Genomic DNA, 22,565 nt, shown 5'->3' on the forward strand with positions numbered 1-22,565 from the left:
TCGAGGCTTACCGCTACGTTTTCCATTTTTATCTCCCTTGATATAACGACTAAAAGCTAGATCGACTCGTTTGACCATATCTTGCAAAACATGAGCATGGATGTCTTTATACCAAGGTCGCTCTTGTTTTAATTGAACAAGGGATCTTTTTTGTTTATAGTATTCTGGTTGTTCTCTAGGTTCAGCAATACTACAAACTAAAGGACAAGAATTAACGTAATTTCTGTTGTTTTCCCACCAATCAAATCTATCAGCTAACAAATAATTGTACTGACACCTTAATTTTTCTAGCCAACTGTTGAGACGACAACGTTGTTCGTAATTAGGTTTTAAACGATATTGGTAAGAAATTATCATGGTAAACCTCGACCTGTTACAATGACTGTAACATAAAACAGGCACGGTGACAACATGAAAGATGATTTTGTCTCTAGCGGGAGAGCAATATCAGACTTAAAAGCCCACTTGGTTTTGACAACTAAGTATCGACGTAAAGTGTTTACAGGAGCTATAATAGAGCGACTTCAAACCATCATATGGGAACGCCGTAAATGGGATTGTCAGATGATTGAAGTTAATGGGGAAACAGACCACATTCATTTGCTTTTCCAATATTACCCACAATTAGAATTACCTAAGTTTGTAGGTAACTTAAAATCTATAACCAGTCGTCGTTTAAGAACTGAATTTCCAGAATTAGCTGATGTTTATAGAAAGTCAGTTTTATGGAATGAATCATATTTTATTGCTAGTTGCGGAGGTGTAACTGTTTCACAATTAAAAGAATATGTTGAGAATCAAAAAACTCCTAATTGACAAAATTTCGGACATCGAGTCCTTAATTTGTCGGGCTATCCTTCCCGACGTTCATCTTCGATAGAACGCGGGGCTGTCGCCATTAGCTCAGACGAGTCAATCCAGAACGAGAATTACATTTGGCAGTTGCTCAAGATATTTATCAAGATTTTTTCCAAAGACCTGCTATACAAGAAATTGTAGATGACCATCAGATTACATTTCTAATATTTGACCCCAGTTTGGAGGAAATTGTGCAATGGCTCAGATAGAACAGTATCGGCAAATCATTCAAACTGTTGTTAAACGTCATGCCGAATATATTCCCAGTCATGGAAAAATTGAAACGTTACCTCTCTGTGATACCATTAAAGATAATTATCTCCTCATTGATTTAGGCTGGGATCGAACAGGTCGAGTTCATGCCGTTGTGTTTCATCTGCGAATTCATAATCAAAAAATTTGGGTCGAGTACGATGGAACAGAAGAAGGTATTACTCAAGAACTCTTAGATTTAGGTATACCCAAAGAGGATATTGTATTAGGATTTTATCGCCCAGAATATAGGGAGTTAACAGGATTTACAGTGGCTTAAGTGTTTTTAAATGACTTACGAGGAAAGTGAACAATTCACGGGTCACTGTAAATTGTTCCCACTGCGAAGCACTATAAAACAAACCAGGTATCTGAACTTTCAAACACCTGGATCAGTTAAGAACGCCTAATTTAATTTAAAGAACGATGCTAAAAAATCTTTTCTTTTGTTAACCAGAAACTCCAACAGCGACAACGATTAAACCAACAATTAAAGCAATACCTAAAGATCCTAAAATGATATAATTGCGGACTTGATTTTTGTTCGGAGGTTCAGCAGTATAAACTTTGGGTTCAACGGCAAAGTTGTTTAGGCGTCCACCTTCTTCGGTTGTATAAGGCATAAATTAATGTCCTCGTTTCATCTAATTTAGTCTAGAGTAACAAAAATTTGCCCATAGTTAAATAACTTTAGGTATACTTGTGGGTTCCCCTGGGTAGGGAACCTCTGAGAACTTTAGATCACAAGACTCAAGAGCTAATCGTTCCCGTCACCGGAGAAGAAGCTGTGGCATAATTTTTAATGGGAATCCGTCCCGATAGATACGCCAAACGACCCGCCTGTGTTGCCATTCCCATCGCTTGTGCCATCATAGCAGGCTGTCCGGCTAGAGCGATCGCCGAATTAATTAATAACGCATCCGCTCCCATTTCCATCGCTGTTGCGGCTTCGCTAGGCGTTCCAATACCCGCATCCACCACAACGGGAACCTTAGCGTTATCGATGATAATCTGGATATTGGCAGCGTTTTTAACTCCCTGTCCCGAACCAATGGGAGAACCCAAAGGCATGACTGTCGCACAGCCAATTTCTTCTAAACGTTTGGCAACTAACGGATCAGCGTTAATATAGGGAAGCACTGCAAACCCTTCTTTTACCAATTGTTCTGCGGCTTCTAAGGTGCCAAAAGGATCAGGTAACAGATATTTGGGATCTGGGATAACTTCTAACTTGACAAAATTGTTGTCTTCCTGTCCTAATAATTTTGCCATCTCCCGTCCCAACCGGGCGACTCGAATGGCGTCTTCTGCATTTTGACAGCCTGCGGTGTTGGGAAGCATCCAAATTTTTGTCCAGTCAATGGCTTCTGCAAGTCCTTCGTGTCCAGGGGCTTGAGTTTGAACTCGTCGAACTGCGACTGTGACAATTTCACATCCACTCGCCAGGATGCTTTGCTGCATTTGTTCTAGAGTACGATATTTACCTGTTCCAGTCATCAGGCGAGAGTTAAAGCTTTTTCCAGCAATGGTTAATGGCTTGTCTATCTCTTGTTGTTGTAGGGGTTTATTGAGTGTTTGCATTAAAGAGCGTTTCCTTTATTTTTCCAGTAGATGTTGATTTTTCACCTAGTTCTTATTGTACGATTGGGAATCAATTATTGTGAGTGAAAATATTAAGCGAATGTGCATTGATTTTCTATTAAACTTAAATAATAATGCCACAACAGGCAGAACTCAGAACTCAGAACTTTTTTCTTTCTCCCAACCGCCCAACCTCCCGATCAACCCCAATCTACAATCAGATCACGATTCTGGAGACGGATTAGATTCAGGTGAGTCAATGGCTTCTAGGTATTGACTCTCCATTAAAAAGGCTCCTTTTTCAAAACGAACACCCCAATACCCGCCCGGACGTCGATCAAGAATAGTTCCTTCTTCTCCGAGTTTAACCACGTTAGGAGGGCGCAACATGGGCATCGGTTCCGCTGTTTTAATGTACTCTGGAATGCCGATAATTCGTACTTTTTGATGAATTTCAAACTCTTTTTTCATACTTTTATGATTGTCAAATTTAAGCAGAAATTAAATTAGAAACAATTTGTTGTAACTGTTCAATTTGTTGAGATTGTTCTTGACGGGTTTGATGAAGTTGGTTTAATTCTGTTGTTGTGGTTTCAATTTGTTGTTTGAGTTCATTCCAATGATCTTGAATCGGTTGTAACATTTGCTGATACAAATTTACACCTCCCCAGAGTTGAGAAACGGCTTTATATTGTTCGCGCCAACTCTGTTCTTCAGCTTCAAGTTTTTGACGTTTTTGTTGTTGTTCGTTGGTTTGCTGGTTAACGGTTTCTTCGGTTTGTTGAATCGTGGTTTGAATTTGAGAAATTTCAGCTTCGAGGTCTTGTAATTTTTGCTGTTGTTCCTGTGCTTGAGCCTTTAAACTCGATAAAACCCGCTCAAAATTAACAGGGCCATCGGTCTGAGCATTCGCAGGTACACCTTGACGCTTTAATAATACCGCCTGATGCTGAATTAAAATCGCTTCTCGTTCTCTGAGGGTGCGACGTTGCCCGCTTAGAGTCCGATTTAACATCTCATAGGCATCATGTTCATCCGTCAATTCACTTTCAATCCGAGAACGTTCGCCCTCGCTAGAATGGGTCAGTTTTTGTTGAAGTTCTTCAATTTCTTCTCGCTTATATTTCAACTCATCTTCTTGCTCTGTGAGCATATTAAACCAACGATCCCATTCTTGTTGGAGTTTTTCAACCTCCTGCTGAAGTTGGTTAATCGGCATCGCTTCTAAAGCCGGAACATTAACAATCACCCCCACACTATTGATATCATCAAACTGAGCCGCTAATTTTTCCAGTTGAGCTAACAACGTTTGGCGACTTTGAATTTGAGATTGCCAGCTTTGAGCTAACTCTTGTTTCGCCGTTAATTGAGCTTGTTGAGCATGAAGTTGGGATTGGGTATGAGTCAGAGCGTCTTGAGAATCATACCATTGTTGCCATTGAGTTTGGAGAGAGTCACGAGCTTGATCAACTTGTTGTTGCAACTGCTCGGCAGACGTTTGTTTTTCTTGAAGCTGTTGCCAATGGTGTTGTAAAGTGGAGTGTCCAGCTTCTAGACGTTCAGTTGATTGTTGAAGCTGGCTTTGCAAAGCATCAAGAGTCACCGGAGTCGAGAGTTGAGCCAACAAAGACTGAAGTTGTTGAGAGTGTTCGTTGCTGAGAGTGGGAGCCGCTTGTAAACCCGCTTGTCGTTCTTCAAGCTGCTGCATTTGGTGTTGCAATTGTTCACGAGTTTGACCAATTTCAGCCTGTGATTGCTCTAACTCAGAGCGAAGTCGTTCGCTTTCTTCCCGTGCAGAGTCAACTTCTTGGCGTTGCTGTTCGAGGCGTTCAAACTCTCCTTCTAGCTGTTCGAGTTGTTCGCGTTGCGCCTCCATTTCCATTTCACGACGATTAAGTTCTTGACTTTGATAAGTCAGAGACTCTTTCCACTGTTCAATTTCCTCTTGTTGAGTTTTGAACTTGTCTTGTAAGCGAGAGAAATCTTGGAGAATACTCACCAACTGTCGAGCCGCGTCTTGAATGCGTTGAACGTGTTTGTTGTTATTGAGGTCTACTAAGACTAAAGCCCCGTCTTTGAAGTTATTAGCATCTTCTGCGGGAATCACCTCATCACCCGTAACAGCGCTCCAGTTGTTCTCTCCTCGCTGACACGCCAGCAATTTGAGTTCAGCTCGACCGCTCCCCAAGCCAAAGCTTCTCTGCTTTTGTACTTCCGCTAAATACAGCACGGTGATCGTCCTCGTGAGGTGTTTAAGTAGAATCGACAGACAGAAATTATTCAGTCTCAATCGTGGATCGATAGATCGGTGTTCCTGCTCAATTTTACTCTACCGCTAATAGCCACCAGAACATTTCCTCAGGATATACATTCTGAAATCTTACCAAATTGCGTTCACGAGCGGTATGTCAGTGTAAAGTGGATGAGTGTCAGTAAGTGATTGTCTCAGCTTGAGTGCAAGAATTGCCGACAAGATTGATGATCTCGCCTGAAAATTCTCTCCTGTTCAATTAAAAAATTATAGCGAGAGTTAGAGCGCGAGTCAGCACCCCGCTCTAAAGAGACGGGGCATCATGCTTCTCTTTTTAGGTAGCTAGTACCCGCCTAAGTCCCTTGAGGGCTACGTTATCGGCAAGAGTTAAAGTTCCGAGCCTGAGATGCGTGGCCAGTCTCCGGCTCTAGAACCACAGCATTAAACAGTCCTACGAGGGGTAAGACAGTGTGTTGTGGAAAGTACCGACCGATAACTTATGCGAGGCAAACATTACCCTAGAAATGGGTGTTGGGGGCAACCATACCCCCATTATTTTTTTTACAGGCGGTTAAAACCGCTCGTGTCGAGTTTCCTCCCCGGTCTAAAGACACGGGGCTTCCACTCTACCGGACTATTTCCCGTGAATTAGACGAAGTTTCCTATGTTGATTCAGCTTGCGGTTGTTCGTCAGCAGAGTCGGAAGTGAGTCACGGCTTTCGGAACCGATCTCAGTAGAAGGAGAGTTTACACCAATTTCCGAAGCGGTTGGTGTGAGAGGATGTACATAGAATTCAACGGTGATAAGGAGGCCACTTGCTGCATGCAAGGCTCTTTAAGTGAGATTGATATCCGCAGTATTCTGCAACTGATTGAGCTAGGTCAGCGAACCGGAGAACTTATGGTAGAGGCTTATAGCCCCACGTCTAGTACAACCGGGGGTAAGCGTCGTCCTCAATTGGGAGGGCCGTGCTGGTTGGTTTTTTGCTTTAATGGTCGCATTATTTATGCAGGTCAGAGCGAAGATAGTTTGTCCCGCTTGCGCGATTACCTACGTCGTTTTCAGGCTGATAACGCCCTCGATCAGATTGAAGTTCCTTCAATTGCTTCGGTGAATGCTCCTGAATACGGCTACCTCTGGGCTTTATTAGAGAAAAATCTAATTACACCAGCCCAAGCTCGCAGTATTATTCATGGGATGGTTTATGAAACCCTGTTTGATCTACTGAGTTTGCACCAGGGTTCGTTTAGTTTTGAAATGGGCGCTCCCCTCGCTCCGCAGTTAACGACCTTAGAGATTAGTTCTCTCTTGGCGAAGATTATGAAGCAAGTCCAAGAGTGGAAAACATTTCATCCTCATATTCAATCTCCCAATCAATGTCCACTCATTCCTGACCCGGAGAAATTACAGCAGACATTACGTCCGAATGCTTTTGACACCCTGAACCGTTGGGCCAATGGAGACACAACCTTTCGGCAAATTGCTCGCTATTTGAACCGAGATATTGTGACCGTGACCAAAGCGATGTATCCTTTTGTACAACAGGGACTGGTGCAAGTGTTACATCCGACCTCAAAAAGTGAATCTCCGGCTCAAAATCAGCTTGATCTGTCTAAAAAAGTTCCGCGAATTGTCTGTATTGATGATGATGTTGTGATCCGCGAAACAGTAGAATCCATTCTCGATCTACAAGGTTATGAAGCGACAGCAATCAGTCATCCCCTCAAAGCACTCAGTTTGGTTTTTCAACTCAAACCGGATTTGATTTTATGTGATATTGCTATGCCCGAACTTAATGGTTATGAAATCTGTGCAATGCTGCGGAACTCTACTGCCTTTCGCCAAACCCCCATCGTAATGTTAACCGGGATTGATGGATTTATTGATCGACTCCGAGCCCGAATGGTGCGAGCGACAGATTATCTGACTAAACCCTTTGGGGAAAGTGAATTATTGACATTGGTAGAAACTTATGTCGGTCAAGGAGATCCGAATCGACTGCCATCTGAACGGTTGTTAGCCGACGAAATTGAAGATAGCTTTGAGTAATAGCGGGGATGTATTGATCCTTTTGAGCTTAAAATTATTAAACGTTTTTGGGTATACTTGAATCAAACAATACTATATTAGAGTATTCTTCAAGCATAGTCGTAATTAACCGTTTGGTCTGAAACCGGAGTGCCTTCCTCGGCGCGAGGGCTAACCTCAATTGATCGTCGGATACACTCTCTCCCGCTTCTCCATGACCGCCCGTTAACCCTAAACCCAGGAATTCAGTCAGACAGTATGAGTACAGTTATGGTCGTAGAAGACAGTGTCACACAACGGGAGATGATCTCAAATCTCCTCAAAGACAGTGGCTTACACGTAACGGTAGCAAGTGATGGTGTTGAAGCCCTAGAACAAGTGCAGAAACATTGTCCGGATTTGGTGGTTCTTGACATTGTTATGCCTCGCATGAATGGATATGAATTGTGTCGGCGTTTAAAGTCTGATCCCAAAACTCAGAGCATTGCAGTTGTTATGTGTTCTTCTAAGGGAGAAGAGTTTGACCGTTACTGGGGGATGAAACAAGGAGCAGATGCTTATATCGCTAAACCCTTTCAACCGACTGAACTGGTCGGAACTGTCAAACAATTACTGCGAGGTTGAGTATTGATCCTATGGTCGGTAATCCTGACTTTTTAACAGGCCAAAGTCCAGACAGCCCTGAGTTTCAAGAACTAGAGACTCCTGAGGGAGAACCTCACTTGCGATTTTATCTACCTTCAGGGATGGAACTGGCATTATCGGCAATTGGAATCAAAGAAGTGCTTTCCCAGTCGCCGGATAGAATGACTCCGATTCCGAATATTTCTCCCTTACTTTTAGGAACACTGAATATTCGAGGTCGAGTGGTTTGGGTTGCTGATCTCGGTCAATTTCTCGGAGATCAAATCCCTCTTAATACTGATCGCACGGAGATTCCGGTGATTGCAGTTGAAGACCACGATACGATTTTGGGTTTAGCGGTCGAGAAAATCGGTGATATTGTTTGGCTCGATATCGAACAGATGAAAATGCCCAATCAAGTCCCGGATACCATGGCACCGTTTATCAAAGGAGAATGTCAGATGGGTGAGAATAAAGACCCCCTGCGAATTCTTGATCAAATTACCGTTGTGCGTTCAGCCCGATGGGGAGCGGCTTAAACATTAACGGTTCAACCTGATCAACTCCATTGAAAAGACAATCTCGAATATGAAGACTGATCTCATTTTCAACTTTCACCTAGTACAACCCCTTAGGAATCTGTAATCAAACAATCGATCAAAATAAAAAATAAAATAGTCAATAATAAGCCCTCTCAAACCGCCAAACCGACTTCAACTAAATAAAAGACTAAATTTGAGACGCTAAAACATTAAGCCATAAAGAACTAAAAAAAACGGAAAGGGGAATTAGGTAATGCAAGCAAGTACAGACTTCCTGCAAGAGTATCAACAAACAGAAGCCGCTTATAACCAAGGAAATTATGAAGAAGCGGCAGCATTAGTCTATCAGTTAGTTGAAAATTATCCCGAAGATCCATCCGCTCGGTTACTGTGCGGCTACATCTATGGTTATGGGTTACAGCAGTTTGAGGTGGCTCGAGAACAGTATTTTGCCGTATTAGAGCTGACCGACGACCCCGAACTGATCGACCAGGCTCATGAGGCGATGACCCAAGCGGATCAATATATAGCCGACTCCGCCGCCTATGCTGTCAGTGGTGATCTCGGATCAGATATCGCTCTCGATGATCCTGATGATCTTGGTACAGCCGACACTCAACTCGAAGACGAAGAACTGATGGCTGAAACGGCCATTAGTCATGCTGACCTCGATCAGTTCGCCAACCACTCCGAAACTCAACTCGACTCTGAACTGAATTTAGACGAATTAGAAGAACTCTCCGTCTCCGACTTGGACTCCTCTCCCCTGAATGCAGAAATTGATTTAGATAAGGTTGATCTGTCTAAATCTCAACGACAAGCAGGGGGTATAGAGGCAGAAGAAGACCTCAATGAAATCAGTATTGATCTGTCTGATGACGACTTAGATCTAGAAGATCTCAGTGGGGATTTGCAGTTCGAGGACTTAATGAACAGTGGCAACCTGGACTCCGAATCCCAACAGGAAATGCTCAACCCCAACCCGATAACGGCTGAAAATCCCTTTGCTCAAGGGGGTGAGGGATTGAGTGATCAGATCGATGAAGATGCGATCGCCACTCAACTCGAATCCGATCCCTTCGAGCTTGATGACGAACAAATCTCCGACTCGGTAGAACAGGAAATCCGACAACCGGATGAAGATTGGTCGGGTAATTTTCTAGCAGAAGAACCCCCTGAAAATTATGACACCCTTCCTCAGTCCGAAACTTCCGAAACCGATTCTGAGGAAGCATTCGAGATCGATGACATCATGGAACTTGGCGATTTTGAGGACGACGAACCCGCTTCCAAGGTTGCCACTCAAAAAAATGGTCGCCCTCAAACTCAGCCGACTGTTGCCCACTCGACAACTCGCGATGTTTCAGAAAACGCCGAAGGCATCGATCTCGACGAATTCAACTCCGATTTAGATGATATCTTTCAATCCCTACAGTTTGCCCCGGACTCCGAAAACGAAGACATCTCTGATGATTTGCACTTCAGTTCATCAGATCAGCCGGCAACAACCTCCGCTACACTCACCGAACAAGCCAATGGTAAAAGCTATATTCCTCCAACAGAAGAAATAGAAGAATTCGACGAAGAATTGCACGGGGGAGATGCAGAAGCTGAAACCTTACTCATGGAGCCATCCGGCTCAACCGAGGATGATTTTCAGTTAGATGCTCAGTCGGGATTTACACTCGACGATTTTAGCGCAGATCCTGACCTAGAAAGCGATGACGACGAGGCGCACACTCCCTCATTTTTCAATCAATCCTCTTGGTCGAATGGATCTTCTGTCAACAATGGCAACACCGAGCATGAGGAGATGTTTGATGCCAGCGAGATTCCCGATAGTTTTGGCTTAGATGCCTTTGATGATGAAACATTTGCAGAGGAGGCAGATTTCTCCGATGCCAATGGGACAAGTCACGTCCCAGAGGATGAGTTCTCCGATGGATTTACAGAGTCAGAAGACTTCAACGAAGATCTCAGCACCACGTCTTCCAACCTCGATGAAGATGACTTTTTGGATAATTTTGATGAGTTTGATGATTTAGGGAACCTCCCAGACTTTGAAGCAACCCGAGAAGAAGAAGCGGCGTTTATTTCTGACTCCTCCGGCTTTAACGAAGAAGTTGATAGTGATTTTACCGTCACTGCCAGCAGCGCTTTAGATCGAGATAACTCCGCAATTAGCAATGACGAACTGTTTAATGTTCCTCTCGATCAAGAAGTAGTGACGACTTTTACCTCTCAGATTGATGATCCAGCGGAAGCAGCGGTTACTGTCGAACAAGGGGCGTTTGCTTTTCTGGAAAATAAAACCTTTAAAGTTAAGTTTCTCTATACTGCTATCGGGACAGGAGTTGCGACTCTGATTTTAGTGGCGACAGCAACAAACATCATCACACAGACCGCCGCTCTCAACCAAAAACGAGAAGTGGTTAATTCCCTGAGAACGTCAGGTTGGATTGTGACAATGGTGGCGGGAGTCACCAGCTTTTTGAGCGCTTGGGGCTTGGGTAATATTGCCTCTCGACAAATGTCAAAAGCCTCTCAAGATCTACAACATCAATTTGATTCCATCTCTCGCAACAACTTAAAAGCCAGGGCAACGGTCTATGCGATCGACGAGTTGGGTCAAATGTCGGCAAAATTTAACCGCATGGCTCAGTTTATCGAAACCACCACAGTCGAAGCTCAACGCAAAGCCGAAGAACAAGAAGAAGCCAAAGAAAATCTACAACGACAAGTGATTCGCTTACTCGATGACGTAGAAGGAGCAGCCCGAGGCGATTTAACCGTCACGGCAGAAGTCACGGCCGACGTCTTAGGGGCGGTTGCCGACTCATTTAACTTAACCATTCAAAATCTCCGAGAAATCGTTGTACAAGTCAAACAGGCAGCACGTCAGGTGAGTAAAGGGGCGACTGATAGTGCGACTTTTGCTAAAGATGTCGCCGGAGATGCGCTGCGACAAGCCGAAGAATTAGCCGCCACCCTCAACTCAGTACAAGTGCTAACCGATGCGATTCAACGGGTTGCCGATAGTGCGCGAGAAGCCGAAGAAGTGGCGAGAACCGCAGCAGACGTAGCAACACGAGGCGGAGAAGCGGTTCAGATGACGGTAGCCGGGATTTTGAAGATTCGCGAAACTGTGGCTGAAACCACCCGTGAGGTGAAACGGTTAGCAGAATCGTCTCAAGAGATTTCTAAAATTGTCGCGATCATTTCGACAATTGCTTCACGAACCAACTTATTGGCTTTAAACGCCAGTATTGAAGCAGCCAGGGCGGGAGAAGCAGGACGAGGGTTCGCGATTGTGGCCGATGAAGTTCGACAACTGGCCGATCGTAGCGCTAAATCCCTCAAAGATATTGAACAAATTGTGATGCAAATTCAGAGTCAGACCAACTCTGTAATGATGGCAATGGAAGAAGGAAACCAACAGGTCATCGATGGTACCCGACTCGCCGAAAAAGCCAAGCAATCTCTCGACAATATTATTCAAGTCACAAACCGCATTGATGTTTTAGTCCGTTCAATTACAGCCGATACCGTTGAACAAAACGAAACGGCTCGGGCGGTAGCACAAGTTATGCAAGCGGTTGAACATAGCGCTCAAGAAACGTCTCAAGAAGCCCACCGAGTTTCTAATGCCTTGAGTAACCTCGTCGGTGTTGCCCGAGATCTACTGACTTCTGTAGAAAGGTTCCGAGTTGATCCATCTGAGCGAAAATAAAAACAGAGGGAACTGAGAATCGGCAAAAGGAAATCCTAAACTCCTCAGCTTCTCAATCTTTAAAATCCTTTATTTTTAATCACGAACTATGCAAGCTGAACAACAACAACGCATCCTGGGATACTTTATTGAAGAAGCACAAGATCACCTCGATACGATCGAACAAGGATTGTTAAAATTACAGTCTACGCTCGAAGATCCTGACCTGCTTTATGAAGTGTATCGGGCGGCTCACTCGGTCAAAGGGGGAGCGGCAATGTTAGGATTAACCAGTATTCAAACAACGGCTCATCGCTTAGAAGATAGCTTTAAAATCCTCGAAAAAATTCAAGCTCAGTCTCGGGTAGAGGTTGAACAAGACCTAGAATCATCCTTTTTAGCGGTTTCTGATACTCTGAAAGCTTTAATTGAGGGGTTATCGAGTCCCTATGGATTAACCGATGAATTGGCTCAAAATCAACTTCAAAAAATTGGGCCGACTTTTGATCGCCTCAACTCTCAGCTTGAGGTGTTAGCACGACAACATGAAGTGGTTCTGACTGAACTGATTTTAACTCAACCGACGGTTATTTCCCCAACTTCTGCGACGACAACCAGTATTAACCTAGAAACGGTAAAAGCTACAGCTTCTAAGCCTCCAGAAAATAGTGCCAAAGAGTTGTTTTTTAGGAGTGACGTTCCCGATCAACTGCGGGAAATGTTGCAACTTTTTAGACAAACAGAAAATGCTTCTAGCCGTAAAGCTTTGAGCGAAATTTGTCGGAGTTTAGCACGAGCGGGAGAAACTTTTGAGCTGTCTCACTGGTCAAAGTTTTTTGTGACAGTAGAACGAGTGATCTCTCATCCGGAAAATACTTATTCTACACTGGCTCCCATCACCATTAAAGCGATTAAAAAAGCTCAGGAGTTGGTACTTGAAAATCGAGAAGATGAAATTGAGGTAAGTTCTGTTCTCAAAACTCTATTACCAAAGTCTAGCACTTCACCCACTAACTCAACTGTAGTTAACCGCAACTCAGAAAGTTCTACGACTCAAAAAACATCATCATCTATTGATACGAAGGGAGAAAACGCTCTAGACGATCAGAATAGATCTTCACCTTCACAGACCGCTAAAATGGCTGATCAATTTTCGGAAACTGTCTCAGAAGACGAAGATATTGATCTCTCTTTCTTAGAAAATTGGTCGGCTTCTCAATCAACAATGGATGCTTTTAAACCCACCCCTAAAGGTCCAGAGATTGCAGCAGAAGAATTAAAAAGTCTTGCCGATTTATTTGAAGGAGATCACTCGATTGACCGCGATTGGCAAAAAGAATATCGCATCCAATCATCAGAATTAGGGTCTTCCGAAGATCGAGGAACGAATCCAAATCTAGATTACGACTTTTTAGATTTGTTTGGTTCGGACTCAGACGAACAAGATGCTGACAGCAGTTCGCCTCAAACTCAATCTGCTCAAACTAATATATCACCTCAACCACCGGGTTTTTCTTCAGGAGGAAAACCCCCCGTAAACATTGATTTAAAAACGACGGATTTTGATGATTTGCTCAATATCGGCACAACAAATCGTTTGGGAAAGGATGCTCAATCTCGATCAACTTCTAGCCAACCGAACAACACGACTCTATCAGATTTAGAATTAGAAAATCTCAGTTTTGAGGATTTATTTGAGGCTTCTCAAGCTGAAGTGTTTTCTGCCTCAACACCACAGTTTATTCAGGAGAGTTATTCTGCCGTTGTTTCTGATGATGATCATTCAGACTGGTTTGAATATCTGATTAGTGGGGACGAAGAAACAGAAAATAAGTCTTTCCATTCAACTCCCCAAATTCCGACAACTTCGAGGACGATATCTGTTTCACAACCGATGACTTCCTCAGAGGAGTCTTCAATGGATTCTGACAATTTGTTTAGTGACTTATTTGAAAATCTTGACGAAGAAACAGATAACGCCGAGTCGCAAACAGCCCCTGTCGAAACAGTGACGGCTTCTCAAACGTCTGGGACGACAGATTTTGATGATTTAGAACTGTTACTCCATCAAGATACAGATGACGGAAGTTCTGAGCATGACAGTAACACAGAAGCAGAACTGATCATCGCAGAAGATAGTTTATTTTCTGATCTTGATGCTTTGTTAGAAGCTCAAGAGGAGATGGACTCAGACGACGAGGAAGAAGATGATTTTGAAGAAGAAGATAACGAGTTTGCTGACCTTGAAAGATTATTGGGCGGTGACGAAGGGCCTGCCGGAACCGGGGGCGGTGGATTGCGACAACGGGGTACGGCAAAATCTCAGCGTGTTTTTGAACAAACGGCGAAAGTTCCTGTCAAGCAACTCGATAATCTGAGTAACTTAATGGGTGAATTGGTCGTTAATCGTAATAGCTTAGAGCAAGATCAAGAACGGATGCGACAGTTTTTGGATAATTTGCTCGATCAAGTGTCGCTGTTAAGTGATGTTGGACAGCGAATGCAGGATTTTTATGAACGAAGTCTATTAGAAATTTCGTTGCTGTCGGGGCGCAAAAGTTCGGTGTGGAATACTCCTCGTAGCAATTCAGATGATCAACAAAAAAATCGGGGTTATGATTCGATTGCACGGTTGTATGATGATGATTTTGATTCTACGGAGTTAGATCGGTTTACACCTTTCCATACCTTGTCTCAAGAAATTATTGAGTTGGTGGTGCGAGTTCGAGAGTCAGCGGCTGATATTGAATTTTTGGTCGAAGAAGCCGATCAAGTCAGTCGTCAATTACGACAGGTGACAACTCAGCTAGAGGAAGGGTTGACAAAAGCGAGAATGGAACCTTTCGCTCAAGAAGCGGATCGATTGGCGCGTCCGGTGCGGGATATTTCGATTAAGTGTGGTAAACAGGCGGAACTTTATGTCGAAGGTCGAGAGACTTTAATTGACAAGATGTTGTTGGGTAAATTGCATGATCCGCTAATTCATTTGGTTAATAATGCGATTACGCATGGGATTGAACCTCAAAATGTGCGGGTAGCGGCGGGAAAGTCTGCTAATGGTCGGATTGCGATTAAAGTCTTTCACCAGGGGAATCAAACCGTGATTGCGATCTCTGATGATGGGGCGGGAATTGATGTCAAGCGGGTGAAGGAAAAGGCAATTCGTAAAGGACTGGTGACACCGGAACGAGCCGCTACGATGTCGAATTTGGATGTTTATGATTTGCTGTTCCATCCGGGTTTTAGTATGAAAGACCAAGCCGATGAGTATGCGGGTCGTGGTGTGGGGATGGATGTGGTGCGAACCAGTTTAAATGAGATTAGAGGCACGATTACCACCGATTCGACTTTGGGTAAGGGAACGACGTTTACCATTCGTCTGCCGTTGAATATGAGTATTTCACGGGCGTTGTGCTGCATTAGCGATCGCGCTCGAATTGCGTTTCCGATGGATGGGGTTGAGGAGATGATTGATATTCCTCGGGAGCAAATTCAGACGATGAGCGATGGTACACAGGCTTTGGAATGGCGGGGTTCGTTGCTGGCTTGTCGGCATTTGCGAGAGTTGCTGACTTATAAACGGCATTTGGGACGGGGGAATGTTTATGGGACGAATACTGAGGAGGATATGATCTCGGTGATTGTGTTGCGATCGGCGGGAACTCATTTGGCGGTGGTCGTGGATCAGGTGTTAGCTGAACAAGAAATTGTGATTAAACAGCTCGAAGGGCCTGTGCCGAAGCCTGTGGGTGTGGCGGGTGCAACTGTTTTGGGGGATGGTCAGATTGTGGCGATCGCTGATGTGCTAGAACTGATTGATTTGGCAATGGGTCGGATTCGTAAGGAAGCTAGTCCTTGGCCATCGGGGATTTCGGCGCCGACTGAACAGCAACCTCAGAAGACTCAACCGACGGTATTGATTGTTGATGATTCGATTACGGTGCGAAGTCTATTATCGATTACGTTTGAGAAATCGGGTTATCGAGTCGAAGAAGCGCGAGATGGTAAAGAAGCTTGGGAAAAACTGAAGTCGGGTTTACCTTGTGATTTGGTTTTCTGTGATATTGAAATGCCTCGGATGGATGGGCTGGAGTTATTATCTCGGATGCAGAAAGATCCGGCTTTGATTGATTTACCGATCGCGATGTTGACTTCTCGGGGTGCGGATCGACACCGCCAGATGGCTTATCAATTAGGGGCGAGAGGGTATTTTACCAAGCCTTATCTCGAAGAACAATTACTGGAAGCAGCGGGACGAATGTTGCGCGGAGAAGTGGTTGGGAAGCCGACAAATATGGCTGCGTCCTCGTAGTTGAAAAAAAAGTGGAACTTTGATTTTGATAGGTTACACTCGAATTAATATGAAATACTTAAATATTTGCTACATATGATTGATGGGGAGGTGGGGAGATGGGGAAAAAGATCTGTAGCATTATGTTAAGCAAGGAAACAAAACTTTTTAATCGCGGCTTTAATAGTAGAACCTACGCAAAAAGGCCCATTTCTGTCATTGCGAGGGACAGCGTTTGCGGAGCAGTCCGTCAGGATAGCAATCTCATAAGTCCATTTTTCCAACAATAATGCCTAAGTCCAGATTTTAATAATCGAGCCAAAATACTCAAACTAACCAAAAAGAAAAAACATGGCTATAATTTTTACAGAAATAACCGGCGCGGCCAACCCATTAAATACCTTCGATGTGGGTTCCAACAGCACCCCCACCTTTGCCGATGTTGACGGGGATGGGGACTTGGATGCCTTTATTGGGGACAATTACGGCAATATCAATTACTTCGAGAACGACGGCGGCACCTTTACAGAAATAACCGGTGCGGCCAACCCATTAAATGGCTTCGATGTGGGTTTCAACAGCACCCCCACCCTTGCCGATGTTGACGGGGATGGGGACTTGGATGCCTTTATTGGGCAATCTTTCGGCAATATTTTTTACTTCCAGAACGACGGCGGCACCTTTACAGAAATAACCGGTGCGGCCAACCCATTTAATGGCGTTGATGTGGGTTTCTCAAGCACCCCCACCCTTGCCGATGTTGACGGGGATGGGGACTTGGATGCCTTTATTGGGGAAAGAGACGGCAATATCAATTACTTCGAGAACGACGGCGGCACCTTTACAGAAATAACCGGTGCGGCCAACCCATTTAATGGCTTCGATGTGGGTTCCGCAAGCACCCCCACCCTTGCCGATGTTGACGGGGATGGGGACTTGGATGCCTTTATTGGGGAATTTGACGGCAATATCAATTACTTCGAGAACGACGGCGGCACCTTTACAGAAATAACCGGTGCGGCCAACCCATTAAATGGCTTCGATGTGGGTTCCGACAGCAGCCCCACCTTTGCCGATGTTGACGGGGATGGGGACTTGGATGCCTTTATTGGGGAAAGAGACGGCACTATCAATTACTTCGAGAACGACACCCCCATAGCCACCATTACCCCAGGGGTCATACCCAGCGAAGATGGCCCGACCAACGGCAATTTCGTCGTCACCCTGGACGCGGCCCAGGCTGCGGATGTAACTATTACCTATACGGTAAGCGCCGATAGCACCGCAACCTCTGGAACGGACTACGCGGCATTATCGGGAAGCGTAACTATCCCCGCAGGTGATACCACCGCCAATATCGATATCGCTCCTATAGACGACGGAGTGCCGGAAGTATCGGAAAATATCAAAGTGACGTTAGATGTAAGTGCAAGTACCGACTACCTAGTAGGAGGCACCGGTACCGCAGTGCAGTACATCGCCGAACCCAAAGACCCCAACTTCACCGAACAGACCGGTGCGGCCAACCCATTTAATGGCGTTGATGTGGGATACAGCAGCCCCACCTTTGCCGATGTTGACGGGGATGGGGACTTGGATGCCTTTATTGGGCAATATTACGGCAATATCAATTACTTCGAGAACGACGGCGGCACCTTTACAGAAATAACCGGTGCGGCCAACCCATTAAATGGCGTTGATGTGGGTTCCAACAGCAGCCCCACCTTTGCCGATGTTGACGGGGATGGGGACTTGGATGCCTTTATTGGGGAATCTCTCGGCAATATCAATTACTTCGAGAACGACGGCGGCACCTTTACAGAAATAACCGGTGCGGCCAACCCATTTAATGGCGTTGATGTGGGTTTCTCAAGCACCCCCACCCTTGCCGATGTTGACGGGGATGGGGACTTGGATGCCTTTATTGGGGAAAGAGACGGCAATATCAATTACTTCGAGAACGACGGCGGCACCTTTACAGAAATAACCGGTGCGGCCAACCCATTTAATGGCGTTGATGTGGGTTTCTCAAGCACCCCCACCCTTGCCGATGTTGACGGGGATGGGGACTTGGATGCCTTTATTGGGGAATTTGACGGCAATATAAATTACTTCGAGAACGACGGCGGCACCTTTACAGAAATAACCGGTGCGGCCAACCCATTAAATGGCTTCGATGTGGGTTACAACAGCACCCCCACCTTTGCCGATGTTGACGGGGATGGGGACTTGGATGCCTTTATTGGGGAAAGAGACGGCAATATTTTGTACTTCGAGAACGACACCCCCATAGCCACCATTACCACCGTCACCGCCACCACTGCTGATGGTAGCTACAAAGCAGGGGACACCATCGCCATCACCGTCACCTTTGACCAAGCGGTGGATGTGACTGGCACTCCTCGCCTACAACTAGAAACCGGCACTACCGACCAATATGCTACTTACGATAGTGGGAGTGGCACCACCACCCTAACTTTTAACTATGTAGTCCAAGCCGGGGACAGTGCCACCGACTTGGAGTATCTCTCCACCACTGCTTTGGAATTGAATGGGGGGACGCTTGATAATGCCGATTTAACCCTCCCTGCTTTAGCTACACCCAGTTCCCTCGGTGGCAGCAAAGACATAGTTATTGATGGCATTGCACCAGCAGTACCCACGATCGCCACCACTGGCACAACCAATGGGGAAATTGTTGGCACAGCAGAAGCCAACAGTGTGGTAGAGATATTCCAAGATGGCACAAGTATTGGTACAGCAACGGCGGACGCTACGGGTAACTGGACATTGACTACAGCCATACCTGATGGCACTTACAACTTCACTGCCACAGCTACCGATGCAGCCGGAAATACTTCTACAACTTCTACGGCTAGCAGCTTAACCGTAGATGCTACCTTACCAGCAGTACCCACGATCGCCACCACTGGCACAACCAATGGGGAAATTGTTGGCACAGCAGAAGCCAACAGTGTGGTAGAGATATTCCAAGATGGCACAAGTATTGGTACAGCAACGGCGGACGCTACGGGTAACTGGACATTGACCCCAGCCATACCTGATGGCACTTACAACTTCACTGCCACAGCTACCGATGCAGCCGGAAATACTTCTACGACTTCTACGGCTAGCAGCTTAACCGTAGATGCTACCTTACCAGCAGTACCCACGATCGCCACCACTGGCACAACCAATGGGGAAATTGTTGGCACAGCAGAAGCCAACAGTGTGGTAGAGATATTCCAAGATGGCACAAGTATTGGTACAGCAACGGCGGACGCTACGGGTAACTGGACATTGACCCCAGCTACAGCCATACCTGATGGCACTTACAACTTCACTGCCACAGCTACCGATGCAGTCGGAAATACTTCTACAACTTCTACGGCTAGCAGCTTAACCGTAGATGCTACCTTACCAGCAGTACCCACGATCGCCACCACTGGCACAACCAATGGGGAAATTGTTGGCACAGCAGAAGCCAACAGTGTGGTAGAGATATTCCAAGATGGCACAAGTATTGGTACAGCAACGGCGGACGCTACGGGTAACTGGACATTGACCCCAGCTACAGCCATACCTGATGGCACTTACAACTTCACTGCCACAGCTACCGATGCAGCCGGAAATACTTCTACGACTTCTACGGCTAGCAGCTTAACCGTAGATGCTACCTTACCAACAGTACCCATGATCGCCACCACTGGCACAACCAATGGGGAAATTGTTGGCACAGCAGAAGCCAACAGTGTGGTAGAGATATTCCAAGATGGCACAAGTATCGGTACAGCAACGGCTGACGCCACGGGTAACTGGACATTGACCCCAGCCATATCTGATGGCACTTACAACTTCACTGCCACAGCTACCGATGCAGCCGGAAATACTTCTACGGCTTCTACGGCTAGCAGCTTAACCGTAGATGCTACCTCACCAACAGTACCCACGATCGCCACCACTGGCACAACCAATGGGGAAATTGTTGGCACAGCAGAAGCAAACAGTGTGGTAGAGATATTCCAAGATGGCACAAGTATCGGTACAGCAACGGCTGACGCTACGGGTAACTGGACATTGACCCCAGCCATATCTGATGGCACTTACAACTTCACTGCCACAGCTACCGATGCAGTCGGAAATACTTCTACGACTTCTACGGCCAGCAGCTTAACCATTGCAGTTAACGACGCGCCAACCATAACTTCTGCCAACACCGCCAGCGTCGCGGAAAACACGACTGCAGTAACTACGGTAACTTCCACCGACGTTGACGGCGACGTGCCAACTTCTTCTATTAGTGGCGGTGCAGACAGCGCATTATTTAACATCGATGCCGCCACTGGTGAAGTAACCTTTCTCGCCGCCCCCGACTTCGAGATACCTGGGGATACCGACGGGGATAACGTTTACGAGTTGGAAGTCACCGCCGACGATGGCAACGGCGGCACCGACGTGCAAACTATTAGCGTCACCGTAACCGACGTTGACGAAACCACACCAGGCATCAACATCTCCCCCGCCAGCCTTACCACCAGCGAAGATGGCACGGCAGCGACCTTTGATGTCGTCTTAAACACTCAGCCCACCGACGACGTAGTAGTAGCAGTAGCTTCTAGCGACGCGACGGAAGGCACAGTCGATGTCAGCAGCATCACCTTCACCGCCGCTAACTGGAACGTTGCCCAAACAGTAACAGTCACGGGAGTAGACGATGCCGAAGTAGATGGGGATGTCAGCTTTACGTTAGAAACAACCGCTACCAGCAGCGATGCCAACTACGATGGTATCGTTGTTGCCGATGTCGCGGTAACTAATACCGATAACGATATCGAACCAACTCCCGAACCAACTCCCGAACCCGAACCAACTCCCGAACCCGAACCAACTCCCGAACCCGACGTCAACCAAACCCCAGAAGTAGGCGAAGACATCCCCAACCAACGGGGAGTAGTAGAAGGGGAAGAGTTCTCCTTAGACACATCTTCTAGCTTCAGCGACCCCGACGGCGACAGTCTAACCTACAGCGCCGAAGGACTACCAGATGGCTTAAGCATCGACCCCGAAACAGGAGTTATCAGCGGCAGTGCCACCAACGGCGGCAGCGCACAAGTAACAGTCACGGCCACCGATGGCGATGGTGAAAGCGCCAGTACCAGCTTTGGTATCGAGGTTGCCAACGCCGAACCAACTCCGGAGCCGGAACCAACACCAGAGCCAACTCCAGAGCCAGAGCCAACTCCAGAGCCAGAGCCAACTCCAGAGCCAGAGCCAACTCCAGAGCCAGAACCAACACCGGACACTAATACCGGATCAAATACTAATCCATTCATAGATGATATCCCTACATTTACCCCCATAGCAGGGTCTGAAAAACCCATACTTTTCATTCCCGCCGAACCCATACCACCCATAGTAGACTTCCTCGCAGCTACCAAGATCATTTCAGAACAAAACACCTTTATTCTGACCTCTGAAAACGACAACTTTATTGGCACTAAAAACCCTGATGCCATCTATGGTAACGAAGGTAAGGATAACCTCAGTGGTATGGAAGGTAGCGATGTTATAATTGGTGGTACACCCAATTCTGACCAACTCCAAAATAGTCAAACTCCTAGCCCCACTTCCAGCAACGATAATGATCTGATTTTTGGTGGCCCTGGCAACGATATGATCAATGCCAGTCAAAATCAAGATATTGTTTATGCAGGCAAAGGTCTAGATACAGCTTACGGAGGCAAAAATGCTGATGTCATATTTGGAGACCAAGGTGATGATGTCCTCATGGGAGACAATGGTAACGATATAATATACGGTGGCAGCAGTGATGCCAAAAAAGATAATAATGGCAACGACGAACTCCACGGTGGAAAAGGAGATGACTTCCTTAGTGGCAACCAAAGTAATGATGTACTCTCTGGTGGTACAGGCAACGATATCATATACGGTGGTAAAGATGATGACCTCCTCCACGGAGGTTCAGGAAACGATATCATCAATGGTGACAAAGGAAAAGATACCCTCATTGGTGGGGAGGGCAACGACTTGCTAGATGGTGGCCAGAGTGAAGATCTACTCTATGGTGGGCAGGGTAATAATACTCTCACTGGTGGTCAAGGTGGCGATCGCTTTGTCTTAACTGCCGGGTCAGGAGTCAATACCATCACCGACTTTAGCAATGAAGACGCACTTGCCATAGTAGGTTTTAGTCTAGAAGAAATAGAGTTTCTTCTAGACCCAGAGGCTAATACCACTGATCTTGTCCTCAATGGTGAAACTATCGCTATCCTGGAAAATGCTCAAGTAGTTGACCTCACTACTTTAGCCGTTACAGAATATCAGTCTATCAACGAAATCTAAATTTACCTTTCAGCAATTAGGAGAGTGAAAAAAATCGGGGGAGATGACAACATAAGGTAAGATGG

At 45.8% G+C, this 22,565-nt stretch carries 15 protein-coding genes and 2 pseudogenes; 12 read left to right on the top strand and 5 right to left on the bottom strand.

The window, feature by feature from the left end; all coding sequences use genetic code 11:
• Positions 1-357, bottom strand: a 357-nt coding sequence (locus L8106_RS27625; RefSeq protein ID WP_009787097.1) for a helix-turn-helix domain-containing protein, incomplete at its 3' end; no start/stop codon positions are given.
• 54 nt (positions 358-411) lie between these two features.
• On the opposite strand from L8106_RS27625, the gene tnpA reads away from it, so the two are divergent.
• From tnpA to L8106_RS27635, 3 genes and pseudogenes are all read left to right on the top strand, one after another.
• A complete protein-coding gene (tnpA, locus tag L8106_RS27630) occupies positions 412-816 on the top strand; it encodes an IS200/IS605 family transposase (protein WP_009782306.1) in 405 nt (134 codons plus the stop codon).
• Positions 817-914: 98 nt separating this feature from the next.
• Positions 915-1,067, top strand: a pseudogene (locus tag L8106_RS34685) (element excision factor XisH family protein); the annotation flags it as partial.
• Entirely contained in the window at positions 1,055-1,390 is a 336-nt protein-coding gene (locus tag L8106_RS27635; protein ID WP_009787863.1) for a XisI protein, read from the top strand. The pseudogene L8106_RS34685 and the gene L8106_RS27635, both read left to right, overlap by 13 nt.
• A 169-nt stretch (positions 1,391-1,559) precedes the next feature.
• Here L8106_RS27635 and psb34 read toward each other — a convergent pair whose 3' ends face one another.
• The 4 genes from psb34 to hmpF form a co-directional block, all read right to left on the bottom strand.
• Positions 1,560-1,733 (bottom strand): photosystem II assembly protein Psb34, encoded by a 174-nt coding sequence (gene psb34, locus L8106_RS32675; protein ID WP_009787864.1) that lies wholly within the window; start codon positions 1,731-1,733, stop codon positions 1,560-1,562.
• Between the two features lie 127 nt (positions 1,734-1,860).
• Positions 1,861-2,691, bottom strand: a complete 831-nt coding sequence (locus L8106_RS27640; protein WP_009787865.1) for a thiazole synthase — start codon at positions 2,689-2,691, stop codon at positions 1,861-1,863.
• A 222-nt stretch (positions 2,692-2,913) separates the two neighbouring features.
• Positions 2,914-3,162 (bottom strand): regulatory protein SipA, encoded by a 249-nt coding sequence (gene sipA, locus L8106_RS27645; RefSeq protein ID WP_009787866.1) that lies wholly within the window; start codon positions 3,160-3,162, stop codon positions 2,914-2,916.
• Positions 3,163-3,181: 19 nt separating this feature from the next.
• Positions 3,182-4,921 (bottom strand): pilus motility taxis protein HmpF, encoded by a 1,740-nt coding sequence (hmpF, locus tag L8106_RS27650; RefSeq protein ID WP_039897440.1) that lies wholly within the window; start codon positions 4,919-4,921, stop codon positions 3,182-3,184.
• A gap of 844 nt (positions 4,922-5,765) precedes the next feature.
• On the opposite strand from hmpF, the gene L8106_RS27655 reads away from it, so the two are divergent.
• The 9 genes and pseudogenes from L8106_RS27655 to L8106_RS27680 all read left to right on the top strand — a co-directional run bounded on the left by L8106_RS27655 (position 5,766) and on the right by L8106_RS27680 (position 22,500).
• Positions 5,766-6,992 carry a response regulator gene (locus L8106_RS27655; protein WP_009787869.1) on the top strand — a complete coding sequence of 409 codons (1,227 nt, stop codon included), beginning with the start codon at positions 5,766-5,768 and terminating at the stop codon, positions 6,990-6,992.
• A gap of 237 nt (positions 6,993-7,229) precedes the next feature.
• Positions 7,230-7,595, top strand: coding sequence for a response regulator transcription factor (locus tag L8106_RS27660; protein ID WP_039897442.1), 366 nt, complete (start codon positions 7,230-7,232; stop codon positions 7,593-7,595).
• An 11-nt stretch (positions 7,596-7,606) separates the two neighbouring features.
• A complete protein-coding gene (locus L8106_RS27665; RefSeq protein WP_009787871.1) occupies positions 7,607-8,134 on the top strand; it encodes a chemotaxis protein CheW in 528 nt (175 codons plus the stop codon).
• Between the two features lie 256 nt (positions 8,135-8,390).
• The gene (locus L8106_RS27670; RefSeq protein WP_009787872.1) at positions 8,391-11,867 is read left to right on the top strand and encodes a methyl-accepting chemotaxis protein; all 3,477 of its coding nucleotides are present in this window, start codon (positions 8,391-8,393) and stop codon (positions 11,865-11,867) included.
• A gap of 88 nt (positions 11,868-11,955) precedes the next feature.
• Positions 11,956-16,158, top strand: a complete 4,203-nt coding sequence (locus tag L8106_RS27675) for a response regulator (protein ID WP_009787873.1) — start codon at positions 11,956-11,958, stop codon at positions 16,156-16,158.
• A 385-nt stretch (positions 16,159-16,543) separates the two neighbouring features.
• Complete coding sequence (locus tag L8106_RS34295; RefSeq protein ID WP_255348901.1) at positions 16,544-16,672, top strand: hypothetical protein; 129 nt, start codon at positions 16,544-16,546, stop codon at positions 16,670-16,672.
• A pseudogene (locus tag L8106_RS34690) lies at positions 16,630-17,559 on the top strand (FG-GAP-like repeat-containing protein); the annotation flags it as partial. The gene L8106_RS34295 and the pseudogene L8106_RS34690, both read left to right, overlap by 43 nt.
• A 94-nt stretch (positions 17,560-17,653) precedes the next feature.
• Positions 17,654-17,806: a hypothetical protein gene (locus tag L8106_RS34035; protein ID WP_232228604.1), complete on the top strand. Its 153-nt coding sequence runs from the start codon at positions 17,654-17,656 to the stop codon at positions 17,804-17,806.
• Positions 17,764-22,500, top strand: a complete 4,737-nt coding sequence (locus tag L8106_RS27680) for an Ig-like domain-containing protein (protein WP_369749732.1) — start codon at positions 17,764-17,766, stop codon at positions 22,498-22,500. Before L8106_RS34035 ends, L8106_RS27680 begins: the two co-directional genes overlap by 43 nt.
• The last annotated feature ends 65 nt before the right edge of the window (positions 22,501-22,565 follow it).

This window comes from Lyngbya sp. PCC 8106, from assembly GCF_000169095.1.
Classification (GTDB): Bacteria; Cyanobacteriota; Cyanobacteriia; order Cyanobacteriales; family Microcoleaceae; genus Capilliphycus.

Coding starts and splice junctions, on each gene's coding strand:
- tnpA (WP_009782306.1), top strand. CDS start 412: ATGAAAGATGATTTTGTCTCTAGCGGGAGAGCAATATCAGACTTAAAA.
- L8106_RS27635 (WP_009787863.1), top strand. CDS start 1,055: ATGGCTCAGATAGAACAGTATCGGCAAATCATTCAAACTGTTGTTAAA.
- psb34 (WP_009787864.1), bottom strand. CDS start 1,733: ATGCCTTATACAACCGAAGAAGGTGGACGCCTAAACAACTTTGCCGTT.
- L8106_RS27640 (WP_009787865.1), bottom strand. CDS start 2,691: ATGCAAACACTCAATAAACCCCTACAACAACAAGAGATAGACAAGCCA.
- sipA (WP_009787866.1), bottom strand. CDS start 3,162: ATGAAAAAAGAGTTTGAAATTCATCAAAAAGTACGAATTATCGGCATT.
- L8106_RS27655 (WP_009787869.1), top strand. CDS start 5,766: ATGCAAGGCTCTTTAAGTGAGATTGATATCCGCAGTATTCTGCAACTG.
- L8106_RS27660 (WP_039897442.1), top strand. CDS start 7,230: ATGAGTACAGTTATGGTCGTAGAAGACAGTGTCACACAACGGGAGATG.
- L8106_RS27665 (WP_009787871.1), top strand. CDS start 7,607: ATGGTCGGTAATCCTGACTTTTTAACAGGCCAAAGTCCAGACAGCCCT.
- L8106_RS27670 (WP_009787872.1), top strand. CDS start 8,391: ATGCAAGCAAGTACAGACTTCCTGCAAGAGTATCAACAAACAGAAGCC.
- L8106_RS27675 (WP_009787873.1), top strand. CDS start 11,956: ATGCAAGCTGAACAACAACAACGCATCCTGGGATACTTTATTGAAGAA.
- L8106_RS34295 (WP_255348901.1), top strand. CDS start 16,544: ATGTGGGTTCCAACAGCACCCCCACCTTTGCCGATGTTGACGGGGATG.